This window comes from Burkholderia sp. WSM2230, assembly GCF_000472445.1.
In the GTDB taxonomy this organism is placed as follows: domain Bacteria; phylum Pseudomonadota; class Gammaproteobacteria; order Burkholderiales; family Burkholderiaceae; genus Paraburkholderia.
The window spans coordinates 1-21,100 of sequence record NZ_AXAJ01000007.1 but is presented as its reverse complement, the minus strand read 5'-3'; the positions used below and the strand labels follow the sequence as shown (position 1 = coordinate 21,100).

Here is a 21,100-nt window from a genome sequence, read left to right as displayed (position 1 = left end):
CGTCAATCTATACGCGAGAGCTTAACGGTTGCTTAAGGGCATGACGTTGACCAAGCGGGAACCGGCTAAGCGTCCGTTAAGCCTGGATGCTTACTGTGAAGCGGTACGTCGTAACTTTCGCGACGTCGTAGTCGAAACCGGAACGGAGAAATCAACATGAAACGTCTATTGCTCACCAGCATCCTCGCCATCGCAGCTGTCCTGCCCGCTGTGGGCTTTGCGCAGACGGCGAGCAGCCCCCTCACCCGCGCGGACGTGAGGGTGCAAAGCGCGCAAGCGGCTCGCGACCATCGCATGAACCCGAAACTGGATTACCCCGATTCGCAGCAAGCCGCGCGCCACGATCAATCCGCCGACACAGGCGGCTATGGCACGCAAAACAGCGGATCGTCGGAATCGCGAATGGTACCTCTTCATGGCGTGTCGTCAGCGTCAGGCGCAAAGACAGATCTGTTTGCGCATCATTGATGCGTCCGTACATGCATTGCATGCCTCGCGAGCACTTAAGGAAGCGTTAACCTCAACTGCGCGACAATGCAGAATAACGACAACGCGGGGGATGCCATGCGTCTGCTTCTCGTAGAAGACGATGAAATGATTGCGGAGCCGGTGCTCGATTCGATGCGTCGCGAAGGCTATGCTATCGACTGGGCACAGGACGGCCGGGCCGCCGAGCTTTCGCTCGGCAACGGCGTGTACGACCTGGTGCTGCTCGACCTCGGCCTGCCTCGCAAAGATGGCATCGACGTGCTCAATGCCTATCGCAGCCAGGGCGGCGCGGCGCCCGTCATCATCCTTACCGCGCGCGATGCGGTGAACGAGCGCATTCGCGGACTCGACGCCGGCGCGGACGACTATCTGGTCAAGCCATTCGATCTCAACGAACTGGCCGCGCGAGTGCGTGCGTTGTCGCGACGTCGCACGGGACAGAAGCACCCCGTCTATACGCACGGCGAACTCACGCTGGATCCCGCTGCTCATGAAGTGACGAAAGAAGGCGCGCTCGTGCCACTCGTGCAGCGCGAATTTGCCCTACTGCATGCACTCATTGAAGCGCCGTCACGTGTCTTCACCAAGGCAGAACTGGAAGACAAGCTATATGGCTGGGGCGAGGAAGTCGGCAGCAACACAATAGAAGTGCATGTGCATAGTTTGCGACGCAAGATCGGCGCGGAGCAGATCGTGACGGTACGTGGCGTCGGCTATCGCCTGAAGAGGTGTGAGTGACTTCGATTCGCCGCTGGCTGCTCGGCTGGCTGATTTGCGGCCTCGCAGCAGCTTCGGCGGTGGCCGCGTTTGGCATCTTTCACACCGCGCGCGAGGAAGCGAGCGAGCTATTCGACTACGAACTGCGCACGGTTGCGTTGTCGTTGCCGAAGAACATCGAGACCGCGGAAGCCGTCGATCCAAAAAAAGGTCCGCAATTCGAGAGCATTTCCGACGACCTCATCCTGATCGAGATCTGGGACCAGTCGGGCGCACTCGTCTATCACTCGCGGCAGGCGCCTGTCCTTGCACGCATGCCCGAAGGTATCCGCACAATTGAGCGCAGCGAGATGCATTGGCGCGTGTTGGGGCTGCAACAACCCGACCGCTTCGTGCAGGTCGCGCAGCCGGTTTCAGTACGCGACGCGTTGGCGTTGCGCCTTGCGCTGCACACGTTGTGGCCGCTCGCCGTGCTGATGCCGGTGACAGTGGCGCTGGTTCTGTTTGTGGTAGGAAGAGGTCTTGCACCTATCGGCGCGCTGTCGCGTCTTCTCGGCACACGTTCGCTCGACTCGCTCGAACCGATTCATCTGGACGACAAGGTGCCCGTTGAAATCCACCCGCTGGTGGACGCGCTTAACGATTTACTACACCGTCTTAACGTAGCGTCAACGGCGCAGCGTACGTTTATCGCCGATGCAGCCCATGAGCTTCGTTCGCCGCTCGCGGCATTGAAGCTGCAATTGCAGGCAGCGGAAAAGAACGGCACGCTGAAGGGCGACGGACAAACGCTTGAACGCATCGACAGGCGCCTTAACCGGCTCATTCGCCTCGTGCAGCAACTGTTGACGCTCGCTCACGAAGACGCCGAATCAGCAAGCGCGGGCACCGTGGTCAGCTTGCGAAAAATCGGGGAGCAGGCCGTCGGCGATCTTTCGCTGCTTGCCGACGACAAGCAAATCGACCTCGGCCTCGAATCCCGATCGTCCGTCACAGACGACGACGCGTGTAATGTGCTCGCCGACTCACACGGCGTGAGCGTGTTGCTGAACAACCTCATCGATAACGCGATCCGCTACACACCTGAAGGCGGCACGGTGGATGTCGTGTTAATCCGCAGCGGCGATCGCTACGGCTTCGAAGTCACCGACACCGGCCCCGGCATTCCCGAAGAAGATCTCAACCGTGTACTGGATCGCTTTTATCGAGGCCAGCACACCAAGGGCACGGGCAGCGGACTCGGACTTGCCATCGCCGCGCGCATTGCGCAGCGGCAGCAGTTGGTATTGTCGTTGCGTAATAACGCCGATGGGCGCGGCCTGACTGCATCGGTAAGCGGGTTTTTGAAAGTCGGCTAAATTTTGTTGGAACCTGAATGTGCTGTTGAAACAAACTCGCGCGGCGCTGGACACACGTCGCGGGAATAAGAAAACGCCGCCGCTGGTTTACCGATGCAGAGCACGTCATATCGAACGCAAACCGCATTCGAACGATCCGCTCGAACATCCCCATCCAGGAGCAGTGCCATGAAAGAAAGTCATGCAAAGCGCGCGTCGTGCCGCGCGTTCTTCACCCTTGTTTCCACTGTTGCGCTCGTGCTCAGTTCGACATGGGCACGTGCGCAAGCATCGCCCGAGGCCAGTCATCCCCTGACACGCGCCGAAGTCATGCATGAACTCGAAGAACTCGAAGCCGCCGGATACACACCGTCGCGCGGCGACGACAGCGAGTATCCGGCCGACATTCAGGAAGCCGAAAGAAAACTCGCCGCAATGCAAGCGGCACAACAGAGCGCGCAGATGAACCAGGAGCCCGCAATGCAAGCAATGCCAATGCAGTGACAAATCTCGCGCTCACACACGCTACGGGAAAATCTAGCCGCCGACTTTATAAGGCCGCGTCATCAATTCGAGCAAATGACCGTTGGGATCGTCGAAGTAAAGTCCGCGGCCACCGTTGTGCAAGTAGGTCTCACCCATACGCTGTTTGCCGGGGTCGGCCCAATATTGAATACCTCGCTCGCGAATTCGCGCGAACGCCCGCTCGAATTCTTCGTCGCTGATCAGAAACGCGTAGTGCTGCGAGGAAATCGGTTCATGGCTATCGAAGAAATCCAGCGACACGTCGTTGGCCATCTGCACAACCAGCATTTCCCCAAACGGAATTGGAGCCGGCAGTTCCAGAATGTCCTGAATAAACAGCGTCGACGCCCGCTTGTCGCGGCACCAGACAATGGTATGGTTCAATTGCACATTCACGATGCGCCTCCGTGCCGTAGTGCTTCCCCAATCAATATAGGCGACGTCAGGTCACCCCGCTTCCCCCAAATCCCGCGCGACGAAATCGACGAACGCGCGAATGCGGTTCGACATCTGATGCCGCTGCGAGTACACGGCGAAGATGTCGGCGTTCGGCGTGTCATAACCGGGCAGCACGACCACGAGCGAGCCATCGGCCAGGTACTGTTTGATGTCCCACTCCGCGCGCAAAAGAATGCCGTGCCCTTCGAGCGCCCACTTCACCGCGATCTCACCGTCGTTCGTGGTAAGCGTGCCCTTGATGCGCACCGCTTCGGTCTTCGTCAAAGCACCCTTGCCCGAAGTCAGGCGCCACACACCATATGCTTCGTCACCTTGACGAATTCCGATGCAGTTGTGCCGCGCGAGGTCGTGGGGCGTCATCGGCATACCGTGCAAGGCGATGTATGAAGGCGCCGCGCACAACAAACGCCGGTTGCGCGCAAGGCGCCGCGCGATCACGCGCGTATCAGGCGGCTCGCCAAAGCGGATGCAGACGTCGAACGTATCGTCCGTCAGCGGCGGCGGCGTGACCGACAACTGAAGCTGCACCGACACCTGCGGATACTTCGCGACAAAGCGCGAAATGGCGGGCCCGACATGGCTGCGCCCGAAGCCGAGCGTGGCGTTCACACGCAACAGTCCCTTCGGGCTCTTCTTCGCCGAACCCAGCAACTCGGCGAGTTCGTCGATCTCGTCGAGAATCCTGCGCGCATGCTGTAAATACAACTCGCCTTCGGGCGTGAGCATCATGCGGCGCGTGGTGCGATTCACGAGCGCGACACCCGCGCGGCTCTCCATCTGCGTGAGCCGCTTGCTGATGGCGGCCGCCGTCAACCCGAGTTCTCGCGCCGCCGCACTGAGGCTGCCGGATGCCGCGAGCGTCGAGAAAAACCCCAGATCCGCTGGCTGAACGGTATCGCGCATGGCACGCACTTATGAATAGAAGTTAAAGATGCTTTGAGTCTAGCACCGGTTTTTGCCCGCCGATGTGCGTACAGTCACCGCAATCACACAACATTCCCGGAGACGCAGCATGAAAACTTATCGCATCGCAACCATTCCCGGCGACGGCATCGGCAAGGAAGTCGTGCCGGCCGGCGCCCAGGTTCTCGACACGCTCGCCGGCACCACGAAGTCGTTCGCATTCGAATTCGAAAATTTCGACTGGGGCGGCGACTATTACCGCAAGCACGGCGTGATGATGCCGGCGGACGGACTGGACGCGATCCGTGACAAGGACGCGATCCTGTTCGGTTCAGCAGGCGACCCACACATTGCCGATCACGTCACGCTGTGGGGTCTTCGTTTGAAGATCTGCCAGGGTTTCGACCAGTACGCGAACGTCCGCCCGACCCGCATTCTGCCCGGCATCGACGCACCGTTGAAGCGCTGCAAGCCCGAGGACCTGAACTGGGTGATCGTGCGCGAGAACTCGGAGGGCGAGTACTCCGGCGTGGGCGGCCGCGTTCATCAGGGCCATCCAATTGAAGCGGCAACGGATGTGTCGATCATGACCCGCGCCGGCGTAGAGCGCATCATGCGCTTCGCGTTCCGCCTCGCGCAGTCGCGTCCGCGCAAGCTGCTGACCGTGATCACGAAGAGCAATGCACAACGTCACGCCATGGTGATGTGGGACGAAATCGCGCTACAGGTCTCGAGGGAATTCCCCGACGTCACATGGGACAAGGAACTGGTGGACGCGTCGACAGCGCGCATGATCAACCGTCCCGCGAGCCTCGACACCATCGTCGCCACCAACCTGCACGCCGACATTCTCAGCGACCTGGCCGCTGCGCTTGCAGGCAGCCTCGGCATTGCGCCGACCGGCAACATCGAGCCTGAACGGCGTTTTCCTTCGATGTTCGAACCGATCCACGGCTCCGCATTCGACATCATGGGCAAAGGCCTCGCAAATCCGGTGGGCACGTTCTGGTCGGTCGTGATGCTGCTCGAACATCTGGGCGAACTGGATGCGGCGAAGCGCGTGATGCAGGCAGTGGAAGCCGTGACTGCGGACAAATCCCTGCATACGGGCGACCTGGGCGGCACGGCGACCACCGCACAGGTGACCGCGGCGGTCTGCGCATTTATCGAAAGAGCCGCAGCGCCCTCTGCGAACGCATCGAAAGAGGTGCGCTTAGGGGACGCCGCATAAGCCGCGCAAGGCTCCACCGCGCGAAAGTTCGCGCCTCGCGACGCACGCCTGTCGCCCCACACAAGGAACGGCCGCATTCGACGGCCGCCGCGCGCTTCGCACTCCGCTGCATTTCACAAGAGCAAAACGCTCGAGCCTCCAAAGGAGGAGACAATGATGACCGACCTCGAAAGCCGGGTGTCCCGCAAGCTGATGCTGCGGATCATCCCGTTCGTGATGCTGCTGTATTTCGTGAGTTTTCTGGACCGCGTCAACGTGGGCTTCGCCGCGCTAACGATGAACAAAGACATTGGTCTTTCGCCAACCGCATTTGGACTTGGCGGCGGCCTGTTCTTTATCGGCTACTTTCTGTTCGAGGTTCCGTCGAATCTCATTCTTCACAGGGTCGGCGCGCGCCGCTGGATTGCCCGCGTGATGGTGTCGTGGGGGATCGTCTCGCTGGCGTCCGCATTCGTCGTCGGCCCGAACAGCTTCTACGCGCTGCGTTTTCTGCTGGGCGTTGCTGAAGCGGGCTTTTTTCCCGGCATCATTCTGTATCTGAGCTTGTGGTTTCCGAGCCGCCAGCGCGCCGTCGCAGCCGCGTGGTTCATGGCCGCCGCGCCCATTTCCACCGCCATCGGCTCACCCATTTCCGGCGCGATCATGAAGCTGCCGTCGATCGCGGGTCTCGCGGACTGGCAAATGCTCTATATCCTCGAGGCGCTGCCGGCGGTAATCCTCGGCTTTTTTGTGCTGAAGTACTTGACCGACATGCCGTCGAAAGCGCAATGGCTCGCGCCGGAGGAGCGCGAATGGCTGATCGCGAAGCTCAAAACAGAAGCCGAAGCGCGGCAATCGCATGCGGGCCACACTGCTGGCGCATTGCGCGCACTGCGCGATCCGCGTGTGCTGGCGTTGGCGCTGATTTACTTCGGCACGTCCGCAGGCCTGTACACACTCGGCTTGTGGGCGCCGCTGATCATCAGGCAGTACGGCTTCGACTCGTTCCAGACGGGCATGCTCGCGGGCATACCGAGCATCGTCGCAGTGGTGGTCATGATCCTGTGGGCAAAGCACTCGGACCGCACAGAAGAGCGCACGTGGCACGTCGTGATTCCGTGCGTGCTGGCCTGTCTCGGCTTCGTGTTCGCGGGCAACGCGGCGACCGCACTGATGATCGTGCTGGCCCTCGTGGTCGTAAACGTCGGCATCAGCGCAGCCAAGGCGCCGTTGTGGGCAATGCCAAGCATGTTCCTGTCGGGCGCCGGCGCGGCGGCGGGAATTGCGATGATCAATTCGATCGGCAATCTCGGCGGCTTTGTCGGTCCATTCGCAATCGGCTGGCTCAAGAACGCGACCGGCGGCTATTCGGCGGGTCTGTATGTGGTCGGCGCGACGCTGGCCGTGTCCGCCGTCGTCACGCTGATGCTGAGCCGTCAATCGAAACAGATGCCCGTCGCGGCCGGCGAGCGGCACGGCCACTGAAGGTGCTCGTTTCAAGTGGGAACAGGATTCTCCGTCGTGACATCCAACGCGGTATGCAACGCATTGTTGGGCAAACGGAGAATCCTCATGAAACTGATCCATCCTCAGTGGCTCGGCGCACTGGCGCTCGTCAGTCTCGCTAGCTGGGCACAAAGCGCAGGTCCGACCGATCCGCAGATCGCGGCTATCGTCGTCACCGCGAATCAGGTCGATATCGACGCCGGCAAGCTCGCCGAGTCCCGTTCGAAATCGAGCGACGTCAAAGCCTTCGCCAAACAGATGGTCACCGACCACAGCGCCGTCAACAAATCGGCCAGTGACCTCGTGCACAAACTCAACGTGACGCCCGAGGAGAACGGCACCAGCCAAACCCTCAAGCAAGGCGGCGATGCAAATCTCGCAGCGCTGAAAAAACTCAAGGGTGCCGCATTCGATCGCGCTTATATCGATCACGAAGTGACCTACCATGAAAGCGTGCTCGACGCGCTCGATAAAACCCTGATTCCGGGTGCGAAAAACGAGGAGCTCAAAGCGCTGCTCGTGAAGGTCCGGCCGGCCTTCGTCGCGCATCTCGAACATGCGAAGCATGTGCAGGCTTCGCTGGAGAAAAGCAGTGGTTAGGAGGCCGCGTGCGCCCGGGCGCGCCGCGCTGGTCTGTGCGATGCTGGCCCTGACGTTCGCCATGTTATCGGCCAACGCGGCGCCGAAAACTTACATCGTCACGATAGAGAACATGCAGTTCAATCCGGCGACACTGACGGTGAAGCGAGGAGAGCGCGTTCAATGGATCAACAAGGACCTCTTTCCTCATACCGTGACCGCCGGCACGCATGCATTCGATTCGCGCAGCATTGCCGCCAACGCATCATGGTTTTACGCGCCGGCAAAACCCGGCAGTTATCTGTACGGCTGCACGTTTCATCCGACGATGCACGGCACGCTGACAGTCCAATGAGAGCACGCACACGATGACCGAAGCAGCGAACCTACCGCCTACGCCCACGTCCGCCTCGGACGACGACCGTGCGCTCGTACGGCGCGTCGTCGAAGGGGATTGCGCGGCGTTTGAGTTGCTGATGCGCCGCCACAACAGGCGCCTGTACCGGCTCGCACGCGCGACGCTGCGCGACGACGCCGAAGCCGAGGACGCGCTGCAGGATGCATATCTCTGCGCCTACCGTTCGCTCAGCCAGTTTCGCGGCGACGCGGCTTTGTCGACATGGCTCTCGCGGCTCGTGCTGAACGAATGCTATGGCCGACTGCGCCGCCATGCGCGCCGCGAGAACGTCGTTCCGATAGTCAGTTCGAATACCGCCGACATCGATATTGAAGCCATGCATCCGTCCGACTACGAGCCACCCGACAGCGCAGCGGCGCGCGCGGAAATGCGCGCGCTGATCGAGCGCAAGCTCGACGAACTGCCCGAATCGTTCCGCACGGTATTCATACTGCGCTCGGTGGAAGAATTAAGCGTGGAGGAAACCGCGCAATGCCTCGAGATTGCCGAAGCCACCGTGCGCAGCAGGCATTTCCGCGCAAAGAGCCTGTTGCGCGAAGCGCTCGCGCAGGAAATCGACCTCGCCGGGAGCGAACTCTTCGGCTTTGCTGGGGCGCGCTGCGACCGGATCGTCGCCAATGTGATGTCGCGAATCGACAAACGCGGCGCGAGCAGTTAAGGCGGGCGAGGCGGCGCGATTCAGCGACACGACCACGACCGCAGTGCAAGCGACAAGACAATGAGGCAATGACCACCCACATCGCCCACGCCGCTACGTAAGCGGTCTGATATAACACCATGTCATGACCACTCCAACAATTGCGGCGTTGCTCCGGTCAAATTGGCTCATTATATTTCCATTCAAGCCCGCGCTATTTGCCCTTCCGGTCTCAAGCCGTAGCCGCAAAAGCGCCGACCTGAATGATGTCTTTTCGCTTCAACCGTATCGAGGAGAAGTCGTGATCAACATGCCAAGGTTGCGTCCGTTTGCCATGACTCTGGTGTTGAGCGTCGCGAGCATGGCGCCCGCTCTCGCCGCGGGAAAAATCACTTTCGTGTCGCAAGGGGGCACGTATCAGGAGGCCCAGACCAAAGCCATCCTCGACCCGGCGGCGAAGGAACTGGGCCTCACCATCAATCAGGACAGCATTCCCGACGCGTGGCCGCAGATCAAGGCGCAGGCCGCGACCGGCAAGCCGATCTGGGATGTGGTGGACACGCCCACCTCGAATTGCCTGCGAGGCGGCCGCGAAGGTCTGCTCGAGAAGCTCGACTTTTCGAAGATACCCAACGCCGCCGCGATGCCGGAAAAGTACCGCACGCCCTATTCGGTCGCTTACGAGTTCTACTCGACGGTGATCGGCTACAACAAAAAGACACTCAAAAAGACGCCGCAAAACTGGGCCGACTTCTGGAACGTGAAGGCTTTCCCAGGCACGCGTGCGCTGCGCAACGATCCGCAAACGGTGCTGGAAGCGGCGCTGCTCGCCGACGGCGTGCCGCGCGACAAGCTCTATCCGCTCGACGTCGACCGAGCCTTCAGGAAGCTACAGCAGATCAAGCCTGACATTACCGTGTGGTGGACCTCGGGCGGCCAGTCCGCACAATTGCTGCATGACGGCGAAGTCGACATGACGATGATCTGGAATGGCCGCGCGAGCGCAGTGCGCAAGGACAATCCCGATGTCGATTTCACTTTCAACGACGGCATTTTGCAGAACACGCAGTTGTGCCTGCTGAAGAATGCGCCGAATCTGAGCGACGCGGTGCGCTTTCTGAACGCAGCGATCTCGCCTGAGCTGCAAGCGAACCTGCCGCTTTATATCGACTACGGTCCCGGCAATCCGGCTGCGTTCAAGACCGGCAAGATCACGCCGAAGCGTGCGAGCGAACTGCCGAGTTCGCCGGAGAATGCCGCGAAGCAGGCGTTGATGTCCGAAGATTGGTGGGCATCCGATGCAGGCATTCAAGCCAAAGCGCGCTGGCTGAAGTTCATGCAGTAACGGGTGGGTTTTGCTCGCCAGCGGTGCGCCCGCGCGGACACGGTTCATCGCGGGCGTTTTATTTTTTTGGCATTCCGGTTTGCGGCGCTTGCCGCGCCGTCTTCATCTGTCGAACATGATCGATTATCTGATTCCCGGCGGGCGTTGATGGCGAACCGCGGCGCGCCCGCCGACTACGACGAGTGGCAAGCACTCGGCGCACAACGTACCGACCATCATGATCGCCGAGCGTGTTGCAGATCTGCTGCGGGGCTGATCCTTCGCGGCCTACTCCCCATACCCCACAATCCCCTTCACCTCAAGAAACGCCTCGAGACCCCACTCGCCATATTCCCGTCCATTGCCCGATTGCTTATAGCCGCCGAACGGCGAGCCCGCGTCCCACGCCGGATAGTTCAAATACACGCTGCCCGCGCGCAAACGCAATGCCACACGCCGGGCGCGGTCCTGGTCCGCGGACTGCACATAAGCGGCGAGTCCAAACGGTGTGTCGTTGGCAATCGCAATAGCGTCTTCCTCGTCGCGATACGGAATGATCGCAAGCACAGGGCCAAAAATCTCTTCGCGCGCAATCGTCATCGACGGGTCGACGTTCGCGAATACCGTGGGCCGCACGTAGTAGCCGCGCGTCAGGCCGTCCGGACGTCCAGGTCCGCCCGCTGCCAGCAGCGCGCCCTCTTCCATGCCCTTTTCGATCAGCCGTTGCACGCGTGCATATTGCACGTCGCTGACTACAGGGCCCATCGTGGTTTCGTCGTCATGCGCGGGACCGACATAGTGCGCGGCCGCCGCGCGCTGTGCAATCCGCACGGCTTCGTCGTGCCGCGCTGCGGGGACCAACATGCGCGTCGGCGCGTTGCACGACTGGCCGCTGTTGCCAAAGCACGAGTTCACGCCCAATGTCACAGCGGCTTCCAGGTCCACATCGTCGAGAAGAATGTTTGCGGACTTGCCGCCTAACTCCTGATGCACACGCTTGACGGTCGGCGCGGCAAGCTTCGCGATTTCCACACCCGCGCGCGTCGATCCGGTGAACGACACCATGTCGACGTCCGGGTGACTGCATAGCGCGGCGCCCACAGTCGGGCCGTCGCCGTTCACGAGATTGAACACGCCCGGCGGCACACCTGCAGCGTCCAGAATCTCGGCGAACAGCACGGCGTTAAGCGGGGATACCTCGCTCGGCTTGAGCACCATCGTGCAGCCGGCGGCAATTGCAGGCGCAACCTTGCAGACAATCTGATTGATCGGCCAGTTCCATGGCGTGATGAGCGCGACCACGCCCACAGGCTCGTGATTAACGAGCGTCGTGCCCTTCTTGCGCTGCCACGCGAAGGTGTCGCAGGTGCGCAGCAGTTCTTCCAGATGACGCTTGCCGAGCGCGGCCTGCCACGCATGCGAAAGTTTTTTCGGCGCGCCGATCTCACGCGAGATGACCTCCGCCATCTCGTCGTAGCGCGCCATGTAGGCATCGAGTATGCGGCGAATCAGTGCGACGCGCTCCGTGGGCTGCGTCGTCGAAAACGATGCAAACGCGCGCTTTGCGGCGGCGACCGCGCGCTCCACGTCGTCCGCATTGCCCAGCGCAATCTCAGCGAATGTTTCTTCCGTGCACGGATCGACTACGGCGAGCCGCGCATTGCCCGACGGCGCAACCCACGCACCGTCGATATAAAACTTCAGTGCATTCGACATCCGCTTCCCGATCTGGTGAAATGAAAATTACGCCCGCGCGCTGGCCGAACGCCTGCTCACGACAACGATCATCACGAGGCACAAGGTCAGCGCGGTCAGCATCGTGCTGATCGCGGCGATGGTCGGATCGATCTCGTCGCGCAGCGTAACGAACATGCGGCGCGTGAGCGTCTGATTCGTGCCGCCGGAAATGAACAGCGAGACCACGGTTTCATCTAGCGCCTGAATGAACACGAATACCGCTCCAGAAATCACGCTCGCCTTGATCTGCGGGAGCGTCACCGTGAGAAAGCTGCGCAGACGATTCATGCCGAGGCTGCGCGCGACCATCTCCTGTATGCGGTCGAACGTGCGCAAGTCCGCGCCGACGGAAATCAGCACATACGGCAGCCCGAGCATCGTATCGGCAACGATCAGTCCTCCTAGCGTATTCACATAACCGGCCTGCGTGAAAACGAAGAACACGCCCACCGCGACGATGATGATCGGCACCATCAGCGGCAACATCAGCAGCGTGCGCAGATAGCGCATCGACCAATGCGTGCCGTGCTGGATCGCATAGGCCGCGGCAACGCCGAGCGGCGTAGCGAGCAGCGCCGCGCAAACGGACGCGGTGAGCGTGACGCGCGCCGCGTCGATCCATGCGGGGTTGTCGAAGAACGCGTGGTACCAGCGCAACGAATACGCGGGCGGCGGGAACGTCATGAAGCGCGTGTCCGAAAACGACAGCGGCACGACGATCAGCACCGGCAGCATCAGGAAGATGAGGATCAGCACGACCAACGCGCCGAGCACGACCCTGCCGAACGGAATCCTGTTCATTTCGCACCCAAAGTCTTTTCGAGTGGAATCACGCGGCTCGCGGCATAGAAGATCGCGAACACGCAAACGAGCAACACGACACTCACCGCGCTCGCCGCTCCCCAGCTGTTATAGATCTCGACGTTGCGGCTCACCACCATCGACACCATGATCGACTTGCCGCCGCCCATCAGCTCAGGCGTGATGTAAAAGCCGAGGCACAGCACGAAGACCAGCGTGACGCCGGCGACCACGCCGCTCATCGACAGCGGCAGGAACACGCGCCAGAAAACGTGCCACGGCGACCCGCCGAGACTCGCGCCGGCCTGCGAGAGATTCGCCGGAATCTTCTGCATTGCAGAATAAAGCGGCAGCACCATGAACGGCAGCAGGATATGCACCATCGCGAGGATCGTGCCGAACTGGTTGTAGGCAAGCTGCACCGGTCGATCCACGAGCCCCATTTCGAGCAGCGCCTTGTTGATGAGACCGGTGCGCTGCAACAGCACGAGCCATGCGTAAGTGCGCACCAGCACGCTGGTCCAGAACGGCAGGATCACCATGCCGAGTATCAGCGCGCTCCATCGCGGCGAAACGGAAGCCGCGAAGTATGCAACGGGATAACCGAGCAGTAGCGTCATGCCCGTCACAATCGCGCTGAGCCTGAAAGTGAGCAGGAACGTGTCGAGATAGGTGCCGGTGAAAATGCGCCGATAGTTGACGAGCGTGAAGCCGCCGTCATGCCAGACGGACTGCCACGACAGCCACGCGAGCGGCAGCACCAGCAGCGCCACGACGACCAACAGCGCGGGCGCGAGCAACAGCAGCATCGCGCGGTCCTCGCGTTGCTGATGGCGCACCGACGGGTCCAGCGCGGCGGTCTGCATCAAGGCGGGTTCCTGAAAAATCCGTTTGGCTGTCGTCATCATGCACCCACGGCGTCGAGAAACTGATACCACGCGGCGACCATGCGAACACCGGGCGCGCGCAGCGAATGAAACGGCACGGGCCGCAAGCCTTGCTGGCCAAGCAACGCGAGTTCCGGCGTTTCGCCGAGCGCAAGCGCCGCGGCATGCTGGCCGAGCAGGCACGCCATCGCCACGCCGGCTCCGTTGTAGCCCAGGCAAAAAGTCGTGACGTCGTCGCTTCGGCCAACGTGCGGCAACGCGTTGAAGGTCATGCCGACATAACCCGACCACTGGTACTCGATCCGCACATCCGCGAGTTCGGGAAACAGCGAGACCATGGCGCGCCGCAATGCGTCGAAGCCAGTCGCCTGCCCTTCCTTGCCGAACGCGTCGCGTCCGCCGAACAGCATGCGGCCATCCACCTTGCGAAACCACTTCATCATGCGGCGCGTTTCAGTATAGCTGCGGCGTTGCACCATCAGGCGCGCATCGAGTTCCACCGGCAGACGCGCGGTCGCGATCATCGCGCTGCGAAACGGCACGAGCTCGCGTTGATAGGCAGCGGTCGCGGACGTCAGATCAGAATACGCGTTGGTCGCGACAATCACCTGCTTTGCATGCACGGTTCCGCCAGGGGTTTGCAGCACGGCGCCGCCGGAGCCACGCGCGGAACGCTGTATGTCCACTATCGGCGTGGCTTCGTAGATCGGCACACCGCGCGCGGTGAGACCTCGTGCGATACCGCAGACATATTCGAGCGGCAGAATCGTGCCGGCGTCGGCACTCAATACGCCGCCGACGAATCCCGCCGAGCCCGTCTCGCGCGTCACTTCCTCGCGCGACTGTACGCTCATCGACGTATCGCCCAGTTGCGTACGCACCCAATCGGCTTCGGCGCGAATCGCTGCGAACGCGCGCTCGGTATGCGCGCAACGCAGGCTGCCCGTATGCTCGAAATGCGCGCGCTCGAGCCCGAACTCGTCGACGAACGATTCCACCACGCGCACGCCTTCGTGCGCGAGCCGGTGCATGCGCCTCGCGGTATCGAGTCCGTGCAGCTTGTCGATCTGCGGAAACGACAAACGGAACTTCGACGACACCACGCCGCCATTGCGCCCACTCGCGCCCCAGCCGACCGGATTAGCATCGAACACCGCACAGTCGACGCCGCGTTTTTGCAGCGCATATGCAGCCGCGAGGCCCGAATAACCGGCGCCGATCACGGCCACATCGACCAGAAGATCGCGCGCGAGCGGCGCGCCCATGCTGAGGGGCGCCTGCTTTTCCGGGGAGCGAGCGGCCATCGCCCGCCATAACGAATCGGGCTGGGGGCGCTGCAAGACGTTGGGAATAGCGGGCGCGAGCATGGCTTTACGCGGCGCGCGCTTCGGCTTCGACAGCGTCGGCAAGGGCGCCGAGCGTCGCAAATTTGAAGCTCGGCGTCGTCACGGCTTCGGGGACCGGCGTCGCGCCAAAGCCCTTCATGCCCTGACGACGCTCGATCCAGCAGGTCGCATAACCGAGCTTCGTCGCGATGCCGATGTCGTGATACTGACTTTGCGCCGTGTGCAGAATCTCGTTGAACTTGAAGCCGAACGCAGCCTGACGTCCACGGTTATAGGCGAAGAATTGCGGGTCCGGCTTCGCGACACCGGTTTCGTCGCAGCACACCGTATCGTCGAACGGATCGCCGAGCGTGTGCGCGTAAGCGGACAACGCGACGCGGTCCGCATTCGTCATCGCGACGAGGCGGTAGTGTTTGCGCAGTCGCTTTAGCGCTTGCACCGAATCTTCGAACGCGGGCCATTCCAGCACGTCACGCTGAAACGCGGCGGCAGACTGCGCGTCGTCGGGCAGACCGAGCTCCTTTGCGAGCGACAGATAGACGTTCGCCATCTCGTGGCTCGAGCGGCCCGGGTACTTCGCGCGTCCGCGCATATACGGTTCGAAGATCTGATCGTCCGTGAGGTCTTTTGCCGCCGCGCCGCCAAGGCGCCGCACGGACGCGAGCACGCCCTGTTCGAAGTTGATCAGCGTGCCGACGACATCGAACGTCAGGACCTTGAAATCGGTGAGCTTCATTGCATCATCCTTTGCGGGTTGCGCGAGTTCAAAAGAGGTAAGCCCCAGGCGGGCAGCGAGAAAAGTCAGGCGGGTACGACGATGGTGTCCTGCGGATCCAGCATCACGGTCATGGGCTCGCCTGGTGATGGAATGCGGCGGCGCGCGTCGTGATTGCCGGGCTGGCGCAGGCTGATGGAAGTGCCGTCGGGCAGCGCCGCGAACACGCGCAGGCTCTCGCCCTGGTACAGCACTTCCGTCACGCGGCACGACAGCCGGTTTGCGGCCGCCGCCGCGCCGCCGTCGATCACGAGCTTTTCGGTCTGCACCGCAAGCAGCAAACGCTCGCCGTGTGGCAACGGGTGCGCGGTGAGCAGCAGCGCGTCGCCGAGGCGCACGGCGTCGTTGCCGGCGCGGCTCACGTCGAGCAGCGTCGCCTCGCCGATGAAGCTCGCGACGAACGCGTCGCAAGGCCGGTCGTACAGACGCTCGGGCGTATCGATCTGCACCAGCTTGCCGTTCTTCAGCACGGCCACGCGGTCGCTCATGGTGAGCGCCTCGCGCTGATCGTGCGTCACGTAGACAATCGTCGCGCCGAGCTTGCGGTGCAGTCGCCGCAGTTCGATCTGCATGGTTTCGCGCAGTTGCTTGTCGAGCGCGGAGAGCGGCTCGTCCATCAGAATGAGTTGCGGCTCGAAGACCATCGCCCTTGCAAGCGCGACACGCTGACGTTGACCGCCCGAAAGCTGGTTGATGTTGCGCGACTCGAAGCCGCTCAGTTCCACCATTGCAAGCGCGTCGGCCACTTTCTTCGCCCAACCGGCTTTCGGCTGGCGGCGCGCGCGCAACGGGAACGCGACGTTCTCGCCGACCGTCATGTGCGGAAACAGCGCGTAGTTCTGGAACACGATGCCGATATTGCGCTTGTGCGGCGGCGCAAATGTAATGTCACGTTCGCCCACCCACACCGAACCCGAACTGGGTTGAACAAAGCCGCCGAGAATGCCGAGCAGCGTCGTCTTGCCCGAACCGGAGGGCCCGAGCAGCGAGACGAATTCGCCGGGCTCGATGTCAAGCGAAACGTCGTCCAGCGCGACCACCGGACCATACCGCTTGCCTGCCGACCGGATGGAGACTCCTGTTTTCGCTCGTGCGTCCATTGCGTTTTTTCTCGCTTAAGGGCCTTCGGTAGGGAAAATATAGGTGCCAAACTTTTTGGCGGCAATTCCCAAATTGTTGGATCAGGCATAACATGAAGTCATGCCGAATCTACGCAAAAAATTGCCGAGCGCGAATGCGCTGTTCGTCTTCGAAGCCGCCGCGCGTTGCGGCAACTTCACACGTGCCGCGCAGGAACTCTATGTGAGCCAGCCCGCCGTGAGCCGCATGCTCGCGCGCATGGAAGATCACATCGGAGTGCGGCTTTTCGAGCGCGTGCGCGGCGGCATCGAGCTGACCGAGAACGGGCGCATTCTGTATCGCAAGATCTCCGAAGGATTCAACGGCATAGAAAGCGCGATACGCGAAATCGAAGCGCGCGCCACCGGTGTCGAATCGGTCACGCTATCGGTGTCCACGGGCTTCACCACGCATTGGCTCATGCCGCGCATGAGCCGGTTGAACCAGGCGTTTCCGTCGATTGATCTGAGGTTTCAGCTTATTTCCGGGCGCATTGGCGGACCGCTGGTCGACGTCGATCTCGGCATGCGCTTTCTGCACGCGGACGAAATCGACGAGAACAGCGTGCTCGTCATACCCGAAACGCTGCTGCCTGTATGCAACCCGCGCTATCAGGAAACGGCGCAAACCGAGGCGGGCCGCGAGCATGGCGATACCGTCATCGTGATGGACGACGAAGAGCGTGGCTGGCACCACCGTTTCGGCGCGTTCGAGGAGCACGGCCGGCGCGTCGCGAACATGCTCAGCTTCAACGACTACGCGATCGTCGTGCAGGCCGCGCTGCTCGGCCAGGGCATCGCGCTCGGCTGGCTGAATGTGGTCTCGCACTGGCTCTCGCAGCGCGCGCTGGTGCCCGCTGAAGAGCAAATCATCGTGACCAACCGGCGATGCTGCCTGGTGTCGCCGGCCAACCGGCCTTTGCGGCCCATTGTGGCGAACGTGCGCGACTGGATCGTCGAAGAGATGCGCGCCGACTTGCGCACATTGGAGAGCGCGTATCCGCAGTTGGGATTGCGCCGTGCGTTCAAGGCGTGCGGCGAATCGAAGCCCTGATTGAAACGGGGATTGCAGGTAACGGTGTCCTTGTGGTCATGCAATCTTTTGCAGCGCGCTTCGTCCACGATGTTCCAGCTCTGGGGCAGGCGTGGCAGAACGTCGGACACATCCTCCTCGCGCGAGATCACGCTCGCGCAAGCGTGCATGCGACGCCGGAACCGGCGCAGTGCGCCAGCCGGCTCCACGGGCATCGCGGCCAGTGCAAACAGCAACATGCCGGAGTCGGTGGAGTCCGAGCGACGCCAGCAACTGACACGCCGGTTACCTCGCAAGCGGCAACACCCCGAGCCTTGAATTCTTCGCTGTAGCGCCGGCGACGCCGACGTGCCGAGCGAGGCGCGGATATGGATAAGGCGAAGGGGCGCGCCGCCGATGTCGACGTAAAAAAGCGATCACCTGGCGACGTAGGCGCCTCGCTCGACGAACTCACCGCGGCGTCTACTGGCTCGAATCCCCGTTACGGCCGCCACCCAAAAACAGTTCTCCGATAACGTCTGTCCTCGATGGCCCGCCGTATGAGTTAGGCCCAACTACGCGCTCAAGATTTCTACTCATTCCGACGAGGCGTCGCTCGGCTGCAGCCGCGCCTCGGCGACGATCAGGCCGGCTGGCGCACCCGAGCTTTCGATCCAGCGCTTTCTCATAGGTGCAAGGATGAACTTCGCACATACCGCGGCAGCAATCGACACCACAGCTGCCGAGATAAAAACTGCACTCCATCCACCGTTTGCCGACAGCACCGATGCGAACGGCACTAGCATTGAGGCGGTGCCTTTGGCGGTGTACAGAGTGCCAGCATTTGCCGCAGCGTACTTGCTTCCGAAGGTGTCGGCGCAGGTCGCCGGAAAGATCGAGAAGATCTCGCCCCAGCAGAGGAACACGGCGGCCGCAAAAAACATGAATGCGTACGGGTCGTGGCCGAACTGCATCAGTCCGAGCAGCGCGACGCCCTCACCGAGAAAGATAACGAACATCGTGTTCTCGCGACCAATGCGGTCTGACAGAAAGCCGCACAAAGGACGCGTGAAGCCATTGCACAGATTGTCGATCGACAGCGTCATGGTGAGCAGCGGCAGCGTAACGCCCATCAAACTCACCGGCAACTTCGCGAAGCCGTATTCCTTTGCAATCGGCCCAAGCTGCGCGGTCGCGATGATGCCGCCCGCCGCAACGAAGACGAACATCATATAAATAACCCAGAAGAGCGGCGAACGTATCATCTCGCCGGGCGTGTAGTCGACCTTGCTTGCAACGACACGTTTAGCCGCCACTGCACTAGCAGGCGGCTTCGGCCGCATCAGGAAGGTGGCCAGCAGAAGGATGCAGACGCCCTGGAAAGTGCCGAAGAACATGAACGCGTGCTCGTAGCCGGAATGCTGGATCATGTTGGCAATCGGAATGACCGTGATTGCGGCACCTGCGCCAAAACCCGCCGCTGTCAAACCGGCTGCAAGACCGCGTTTGTCGGGGAACCATTTGAGCGCCGTCCCAACGCAAGTGCCATACACACAACCCGCGCCGATGCCGGCGATGACTGCGGCCGCGTAAAGTTCGGTGAGACTGTTCGCATGCGCGTCGATGATCCAGCCGAGAGCTGCACACACCGAACCGCCGATCACAACTGGGCGCGGTCCGAATTTGTCGACGAGCCAGCCTTCGACAGGGACAAGCCAGGTCTCGGTGACGATGAAGATAGTGAACGCGGTCTGGATCGCTGCCTGTCCCCAATGGTGAGCGTTGTCCATCGGTACGACAAACAGCGTCCACGCATATTGCAGGTTCGCGACGAGTCCCATGCACACGATGCCGATCGCGAGTTGTACCCACCGGTGATGCCACAACGGTGTGCGGCCGCTCACCGTTACATTCGAATGTCCCATGTCTCCGTCTCCTGCATATTCCGTGGCGCTCGAGCGGCGCGTTGGAGTTGAGTGATCTAATCGCTTTCTCGCTGCGGTGTTTGCATGCGATCAAGCGTCGATGGTCGGCCAGAGCAAGCTAACTAAAGAAAAGCCGCATTCTCTGAATGCGAAGAGGCCAGCGAAGGCATCGGAGGTGCAGCGTATCTGTGAGGATGCTGCGGGAGAACGTCGATAAGAAATAGTGAAAACATTTTATGATTTGCATTAGGAATCCGTAATGCATGGTGCATTTGCACGGTTAGTCACGCTAGTGCGGTCTCGCTGGTCAGTGTTGGGCGCATGCCGCGTTGGTTCATTCCAAGTCTCTATCACCGACGATGGTTATCGATGCTTTGCGGGCGCGCGGCCAACGTGAAGTGACAGCGTTGCGTGACCACGCCCAGCAGATGCTGGACTCGAAATGCACAGTGTTATCGGCAAACTCCTGCCAGGCCGCCAGGGGCTACAACATCGCCTTCAGAAGACGCGCCATTTCCGACGGGTTCTTCGTGACCTTGATGCCGCAGGCGTCCATGATTTCCAGCTTCGCTTCGGCCGTATCCGCACCGCCCGAGATCAGCGCGCCGGCGTGGCCCATGCGCTTGCCCGGAGGCGCCGTGACGCCNGCGATAAAGCCAACCACCGGCTTCTTCATGTTGTCCTTGATCCAGTGCGCAGCGTTCGCTTCGTCCGGACCNCCGATCTCGCCNATCATGATGACGGCGTCCGTNTCCGGATCGTCGTTGAACATCTTCATCACGTCGATGTGCTTCAGACCGTTGATCGGATCGCCGCCGATACCGACTGCCGACGACTGGCCGAGGCCGATCGCCGTCAACTGGCCGACTGCTTCATACGTCAGCGTGCCCGAACGNGACACGACGCCAATGCGGCCCTTGCGGTGGATGTGACCCGGCATGATGCCGATCTTCAGTTCGTCCGGCGTGATNGTGCCCGGGCAGTTCGGTCCGAGCAGCAGCGTCTTGCGNTTNTCGCGACGCATGCGGTCCTTGATCTCGATCATGTCGCGGACAGGAATNCCTTCCGTGATGCAGATCGCGAGATCCAGATCCGCTTCGACCGCTTCCCAGATCGCAGCAGCAGCGCCTGCCGGCGGAACGTAAATCACCGACACCGTCGCGCCCGTTTCAGCCTTGGCTTCCGCGACGCTTGCGTAGATGGGAATGCCTTCGAAATCTTCNCCGGCACGCTTGGGGTTCACGCCTGCAACGTACGCTTCGCGGCCGTTTGCGTATTCACGGCAAGCACGCGTGTGGAACTGACCGGTCTTGCCGGTGATGCCCTGCGTGATGACCTTGGTGTCTTTGTTAATCAGAATCGACATGTATTGACCTCTGTTCGTTTGGCGCCGCC

The 21,100-nt window shown here is 61.5% G+C and carries 21 protein-coding genes; 11 read left to right on the top strand and 10 right to left on the bottom strand.

All coding sequences use genetic code 11. From position 1 onward, the window contains the following. Nucleotides 1-156 precede the first annotated feature (156 nt). From A3AC_RS0115240 to A3AC_RS0115225, 4 genes are all read left to right on the top strand, one after another. Nucleotides 157-468, top strand: a complete 312-nt coding sequence (locus tag A3AC_RS0115240) for a DUF4148 domain-containing protein (protein WP_025599850.1) — start codon at nucleotides 157-159, stop codon at nucleotides 466-468. Between the two features lie 96 nt (nucleotides 469-564). Beyond that, on the top strand, nucleotides 565-1,227 hold the full coding sequence (locus A3AC_RS0115235) for a response regulator (RefSeq protein ID WP_025599849.1): 663 nt from the start codon (nucleotides 565-567) through the stop codon (nucleotides 1,225-1,227). Further along, on the top strand, nucleotides 1,224-2,564 hold the full coding sequence (locus A3AC_RS0115230) for an ATP-binding protein (RefSeq protein ID WP_025599848.1): 1,341 nt from the start codon (nucleotides 1,224-1,226) through the stop codon (nucleotides 2,562-2,564). The genes A3AC_RS0115235 and A3AC_RS0115230 overlap by 4 nt, the downstream gene beginning before the upstream one ends. Before the next feature lie 168 nt (nucleotides 2,565-2,732). Beyond that, a complete protein-coding gene (locus tag A3AC_RS0115225; protein ID WP_025599847.1) occupies nucleotides 2,733-3,047 on the top strand; it encodes a DUF4148 domain-containing protein in 315 nt (104 codons plus the stop codon). 33 nt (nucleotides 3,048-3,080) lie between these two features. Here the strand turns inward: A3AC_RS0115225 and A3AC_RS0115220 are convergent, their stop codons facing one another. Together A3AC_RS0115220 and A3AC_RS0115215 are read right to left on the bottom strand one after the other, a co-directional pair. Next, a complete protein-coding gene (locus A3AC_RS0115220) occupies nucleotides 3,081-3,464 on the bottom strand; it encodes a VOC family protein (RefSeq protein ID WP_025599846.1) in 384 nt (127 codons plus the stop codon). A 51-nt stretch (nucleotides 3,465-3,515) separates the two neighbouring features. Beyond that, complete coding sequence (locus tag A3AC_RS0115215) at nucleotides 3,516-4,430, bottom strand: LysR substrate-binding domain-containing protein (RefSeq protein ID WP_025599845.1); 915 nt, start codon at nucleotides 4,428-4,430, stop codon at nucleotides 3,516-3,518. Nucleotides 4,431-4,539: 109 nt separating this feature from the next. Here A3AC_RS0115215 and A3AC_RS0115210 point away from each other — a divergent pair, with 109 nt between their 5' ends. The 6 genes from A3AC_RS0115210 to A3AC_RS0115185 all read left to right on the top strand — a co-directional run bounded on the left by A3AC_RS0115210 (nucleotide 4,540) and on the right by A3AC_RS0115185 (nucleotide 10,125). Beyond that, nucleotides 4,540-5,661, top strand: coding sequence for a tartrate dehydrogenase (locus A3AC_RS0115210; protein ID WP_025599843.1), 1,122 nt, complete (start codon nucleotides 4,540-4,542; stop codon nucleotides 5,659-5,661). 153 nt (nucleotides 5,662-5,814) lie between these two features. Further along, the gene (locus tag A3AC_RS0115205) at nucleotides 5,815-7,125 is read left to right on the top strand and encodes an MFS transporter (RefSeq protein ID WP_025599842.1); all 1,311 of its coding nucleotides are present in this window, start codon (nucleotides 5,815-5,817) and stop codon (nucleotides 7,123-7,125) included. 87 nt (nucleotides 7,126-7,212) lie between these two features. Further along, nucleotides 7,213-7,746, top strand: coding sequence for a DUF4142 domain-containing protein (locus A3AC_RS0115200; RefSeq protein WP_025599840.1), 534 nt, complete (start codon nucleotides 7,213-7,215; stop codon nucleotides 7,744-7,746). A gap of 40 nt (nucleotides 7,747-7,786) precedes the next feature. After that, on the top strand, nucleotides 7,787-8,080 hold the full coding sequence (locus A3AC_RS0115195; RefSeq protein ID WP_035475216.1) for a cupredoxin domain-containing protein: 294 nt from the start codon (nucleotides 7,787-7,789) through the stop codon (nucleotides 8,078-8,080). A 13-nt stretch (nucleotides 8,081-8,093) separates the two neighbouring features. After that, nucleotides 8,094-8,801: an RNA polymerase sigma factor gene (locus A3AC_RS0115190; protein WP_025599837.1), complete on the top strand. Its 708-nt coding sequence runs from the start codon at nucleotides 8,094-8,096 to the stop codon at nucleotides 8,799-8,801. Between the two features lie 289 nt (nucleotides 8,802-9,090). Further along, complete coding sequence (locus A3AC_RS0115185; RefSeq protein ID WP_035475254.1) at nucleotides 9,091-10,125, top strand: extracellular solute-binding protein; 1,035 nt, start codon at nucleotides 9,091-9,093, stop codon at nucleotides 10,123-10,125. A gap of 267 nt (nucleotides 10,126-10,392) precedes the next feature. On the opposite strand, the gene A3AC_RS0115175 is transcribed toward A3AC_RS0115185, so the two are convergent. From A3AC_RS0115175 to A3AC_RS0115150, 6 genes are all read right to left on the bottom strand, one after another. Then, nucleotides 10,393-11,820 carry an aldehyde dehydrogenase family protein gene (locus tag A3AC_RS0115175; RefSeq protein WP_025599835.1) on the bottom strand — a complete coding sequence of 476 codons (1,428 nt, stop codon included), beginning with the start codon at nucleotides 11,818-11,820 and terminating at the stop codon, nucleotides 10,393-10,395. 27 nt (nucleotides 11,821-11,847) lie between these two features. Further along, the gene (locus tag A3AC_RS0115170) at nucleotides 11,848-12,642 is read right to left on the bottom strand and encodes an ABC transporter permease (RefSeq protein ID WP_025599833.1); all 795 of its coding nucleotides are present in this window, start codon (nucleotides 12,640-12,642) and stop codon (nucleotides 11,848-11,850) included. After that, nucleotides 12,639-13,550 (bottom strand): ABC transporter permease, encoded by a 912-nt coding sequence (locus tag A3AC_RS0115165; RefSeq protein ID WP_035475214.1) that lies wholly within the window; start codon nucleotides 13,548-13,550, stop codon nucleotides 12,639-12,641. The genes A3AC_RS0115170 and A3AC_RS0115165 overlap by 4 nt, the downstream gene beginning before the upstream one ends. Continuing rightward, the gene (locus A3AC_RS0115160) at nucleotides 13,547-14,896 is read right to left on the bottom strand and encodes an NAD(P)/FAD-dependent oxidoreductase (RefSeq protein ID WP_025599830.1); all 1,350 of its coding nucleotides are present in this window, start codon (nucleotides 14,894-14,896) and stop codon (nucleotides 13,547-13,549) included. Before A3AC_RS0115160 ends, A3AC_RS0115165 begins: the two co-directional genes overlap by 4 nt. Before the next feature lie 4 nt (nucleotides 14,897-14,900). Then, on the bottom strand, nucleotides 14,901-15,611 hold the full coding sequence (locus A3AC_RS0115155; protein WP_025599829.1) for an HAD-IA family hydrolase: 711 nt from the start codon (nucleotides 15,609-15,611) through the stop codon (nucleotides 14,901-14,903). Nucleotides 15,612-15,676: 65 nt separating this feature from the next. Next, nucleotides 15,677-16,750, bottom strand: coding sequence for an ABC transporter ATP-binding protein (locus tag A3AC_RS0115150; RefSeq protein WP_025599828.1), 1,074 nt, complete (start codon nucleotides 16,748-16,750; stop codon nucleotides 15,677-15,679). 100 nt (nucleotides 16,751-16,850) lie between these two features. On the opposite strand from A3AC_RS0115150, the gene A3AC_RS0115145 reads away from it, so the two are divergent. Then, nucleotides 16,851-17,822, top strand: a complete 972-nt coding sequence (locus A3AC_RS0115145; RefSeq protein WP_025599827.1) for a LysR family transcriptional regulator — start codon at nucleotides 16,851-16,853, stop codon at nucleotides 17,820-17,822. A gap of 554 nt (nucleotides 17,823-18,376) precedes the next feature. On the opposite strand, the gene oxlT is transcribed toward A3AC_RS0115145, so the two are convergent. Both oxlT and sucD read right to left on the bottom strand, forming a co-directional pair. Further along, entirely contained in the window at nucleotides 18,377-19,705 is a 1,329-nt protein-coding gene (oxlT, locus tag A3AC_RS0115140) for an oxalate/formate MFS antiporter (RefSeq protein ID WP_025599826.1), read from the bottom strand. Nucleotides 19,706-20,189: 484 nt separating this feature from the next. Further along, nucleotides 20,190-21,071, bottom strand: coding sequence for a succinate--CoA ligase subunit alpha (gene sucD, locus A3AC_RS0115135; protein ID WP_025599825.1), 882 nt, complete (start codon nucleotides 21,069-21,071; stop codon nucleotides 20,190-20,192). Nucleotides 21,072-21,100 lie beyond the last annotated feature (29 nt).

What these genes read in the sequence shown, in the direction of transcription:
- A3AC_RS0115240 (WP_025599850.1), top strand. Translation starts at nt 157, where the DNA reads ATGAAACGTCTATTGCTCACCAGCATCCTCGCCATCGCAGCTGTCCTG.
- A3AC_RS0115235 (WP_025599849.1), top strand. Translation starts at nt 565, where the DNA reads ATGCGTCTGCTTCTCGTAGAAGACGATGAAATGATTGCGGAGCCGGTG.
- A3AC_RS0115225 (WP_025599847.1), top strand. Translation starts at nt 2,733, where the DNA reads ATGAAAGAAAGTCATGCAAAGCGCGCGTCGTGCCGCGCGTTCTTCACC.
- A3AC_RS0115215 (WP_025599845.1), bottom strand. Translation starts at nt 4,430, where the DNA reads ATGCGCGATACCGTTCAGCCAGCGGATCTGGGGTTTTTCTCGACGCTC.
- A3AC_RS0115210 (WP_025599843.1), top strand. Translation starts at nt 4,540, where the DNA reads ATGAAAACTTATCGCATCGCAACCATTCCCGGCGACGGCATCGGCAAG.
- A3AC_RS0115205 (WP_025599842.1), top strand. Translation starts at nt 5,815, where the DNA reads ATGATGACCGACCTCGAAAGCCGGGTGTCCCGCAAGCTGATGCTGCGG.
- A3AC_RS0115200 (WP_025599840.1), top strand. Translation starts at nt 7,213, where the DNA reads ATGAAACTGATCCATCCTCAGTGGCTCGGCGCACTGGCGCTCGTCAGT.
- A3AC_RS0115195 (WP_035475216.1), top strand. Translation starts at nt 7,787, where the DNA reads ATGCTGGCCCTGACGTTCGCCATGTTATCGGCCAACGCGGCGCCGAAA.
- A3AC_RS0115190 (WP_025599837.1), top strand. Translation starts at nt 8,094, where the DNA reads ATGACCGAAGCAGCGAACCTACCGCCTACGCCCACGTCCGCCTCGGAC.
- A3AC_RS0115185 (WP_035475254.1), top strand. Translation starts at nt 9,091, where the DNA reads ATGCCAAGGTTGCGTCCGTTTGCCATGACTCTGGTGTTGAGCGTCGCG.
- A3AC_RS0115175 (WP_025599835.1), bottom strand. Translation starts at nt 11,820, where the DNA reads ATGTCGAATGCACTGAAGTTTTATATCGACGGTGCGTGGGTTGCGCCG.
- A3AC_RS0115170 (WP_025599833.1), bottom strand. Translation starts at nt 12,642, where the DNA reads ATGAACAGGATTCCGTTCGGCAGGGTCGTGCTCGGCGCGTTGGTCGTG.
- A3AC_RS0115165 (WP_035475214.1), bottom strand. Translation starts at nt 13,550, where the DNA reads ATGATGACGACAGCCAAACGGATTTTTCAGGAACCCGCCTTGATGCAG.
- A3AC_RS0115160 (WP_025599830.1), bottom strand. Translation starts at nt 14,896, where the DNA reads ATGCTCGCGCCCGCTATTCCCAACGTCTTGCAGCGCCCCCAGCCCGAT.
- A3AC_RS0115155 (WP_025599829.1), bottom strand. Translation starts at nt 15,611, where the DNA reads ATGAAGCTCACCGATTTCAAGGTCCTGACGTTCGATGTCGTCGGCACG.
- A3AC_RS0115150 (WP_025599828.1), bottom strand. Translation starts at nt 16,750, where the DNA reads ATGGACGCACGAGCGAAAACAGGAGTCTCCATCCGGTCGGCAGGCAAG.
- A3AC_RS0115145 (WP_025599827.1), top strand. Translation starts at nt 16,851, where the DNA reads ATGCCGAATCTACGCAAAAAATTGCCGAGCGCGAATGCGCTGTTCGTC.
- oxlT (WP_025599826.1), bottom strand. Translation starts at nt 19,705, where the DNA reads ATGGGACATTCGAATGTAACGGTGAGCGGCCGCACACCGTTGTGGCAT.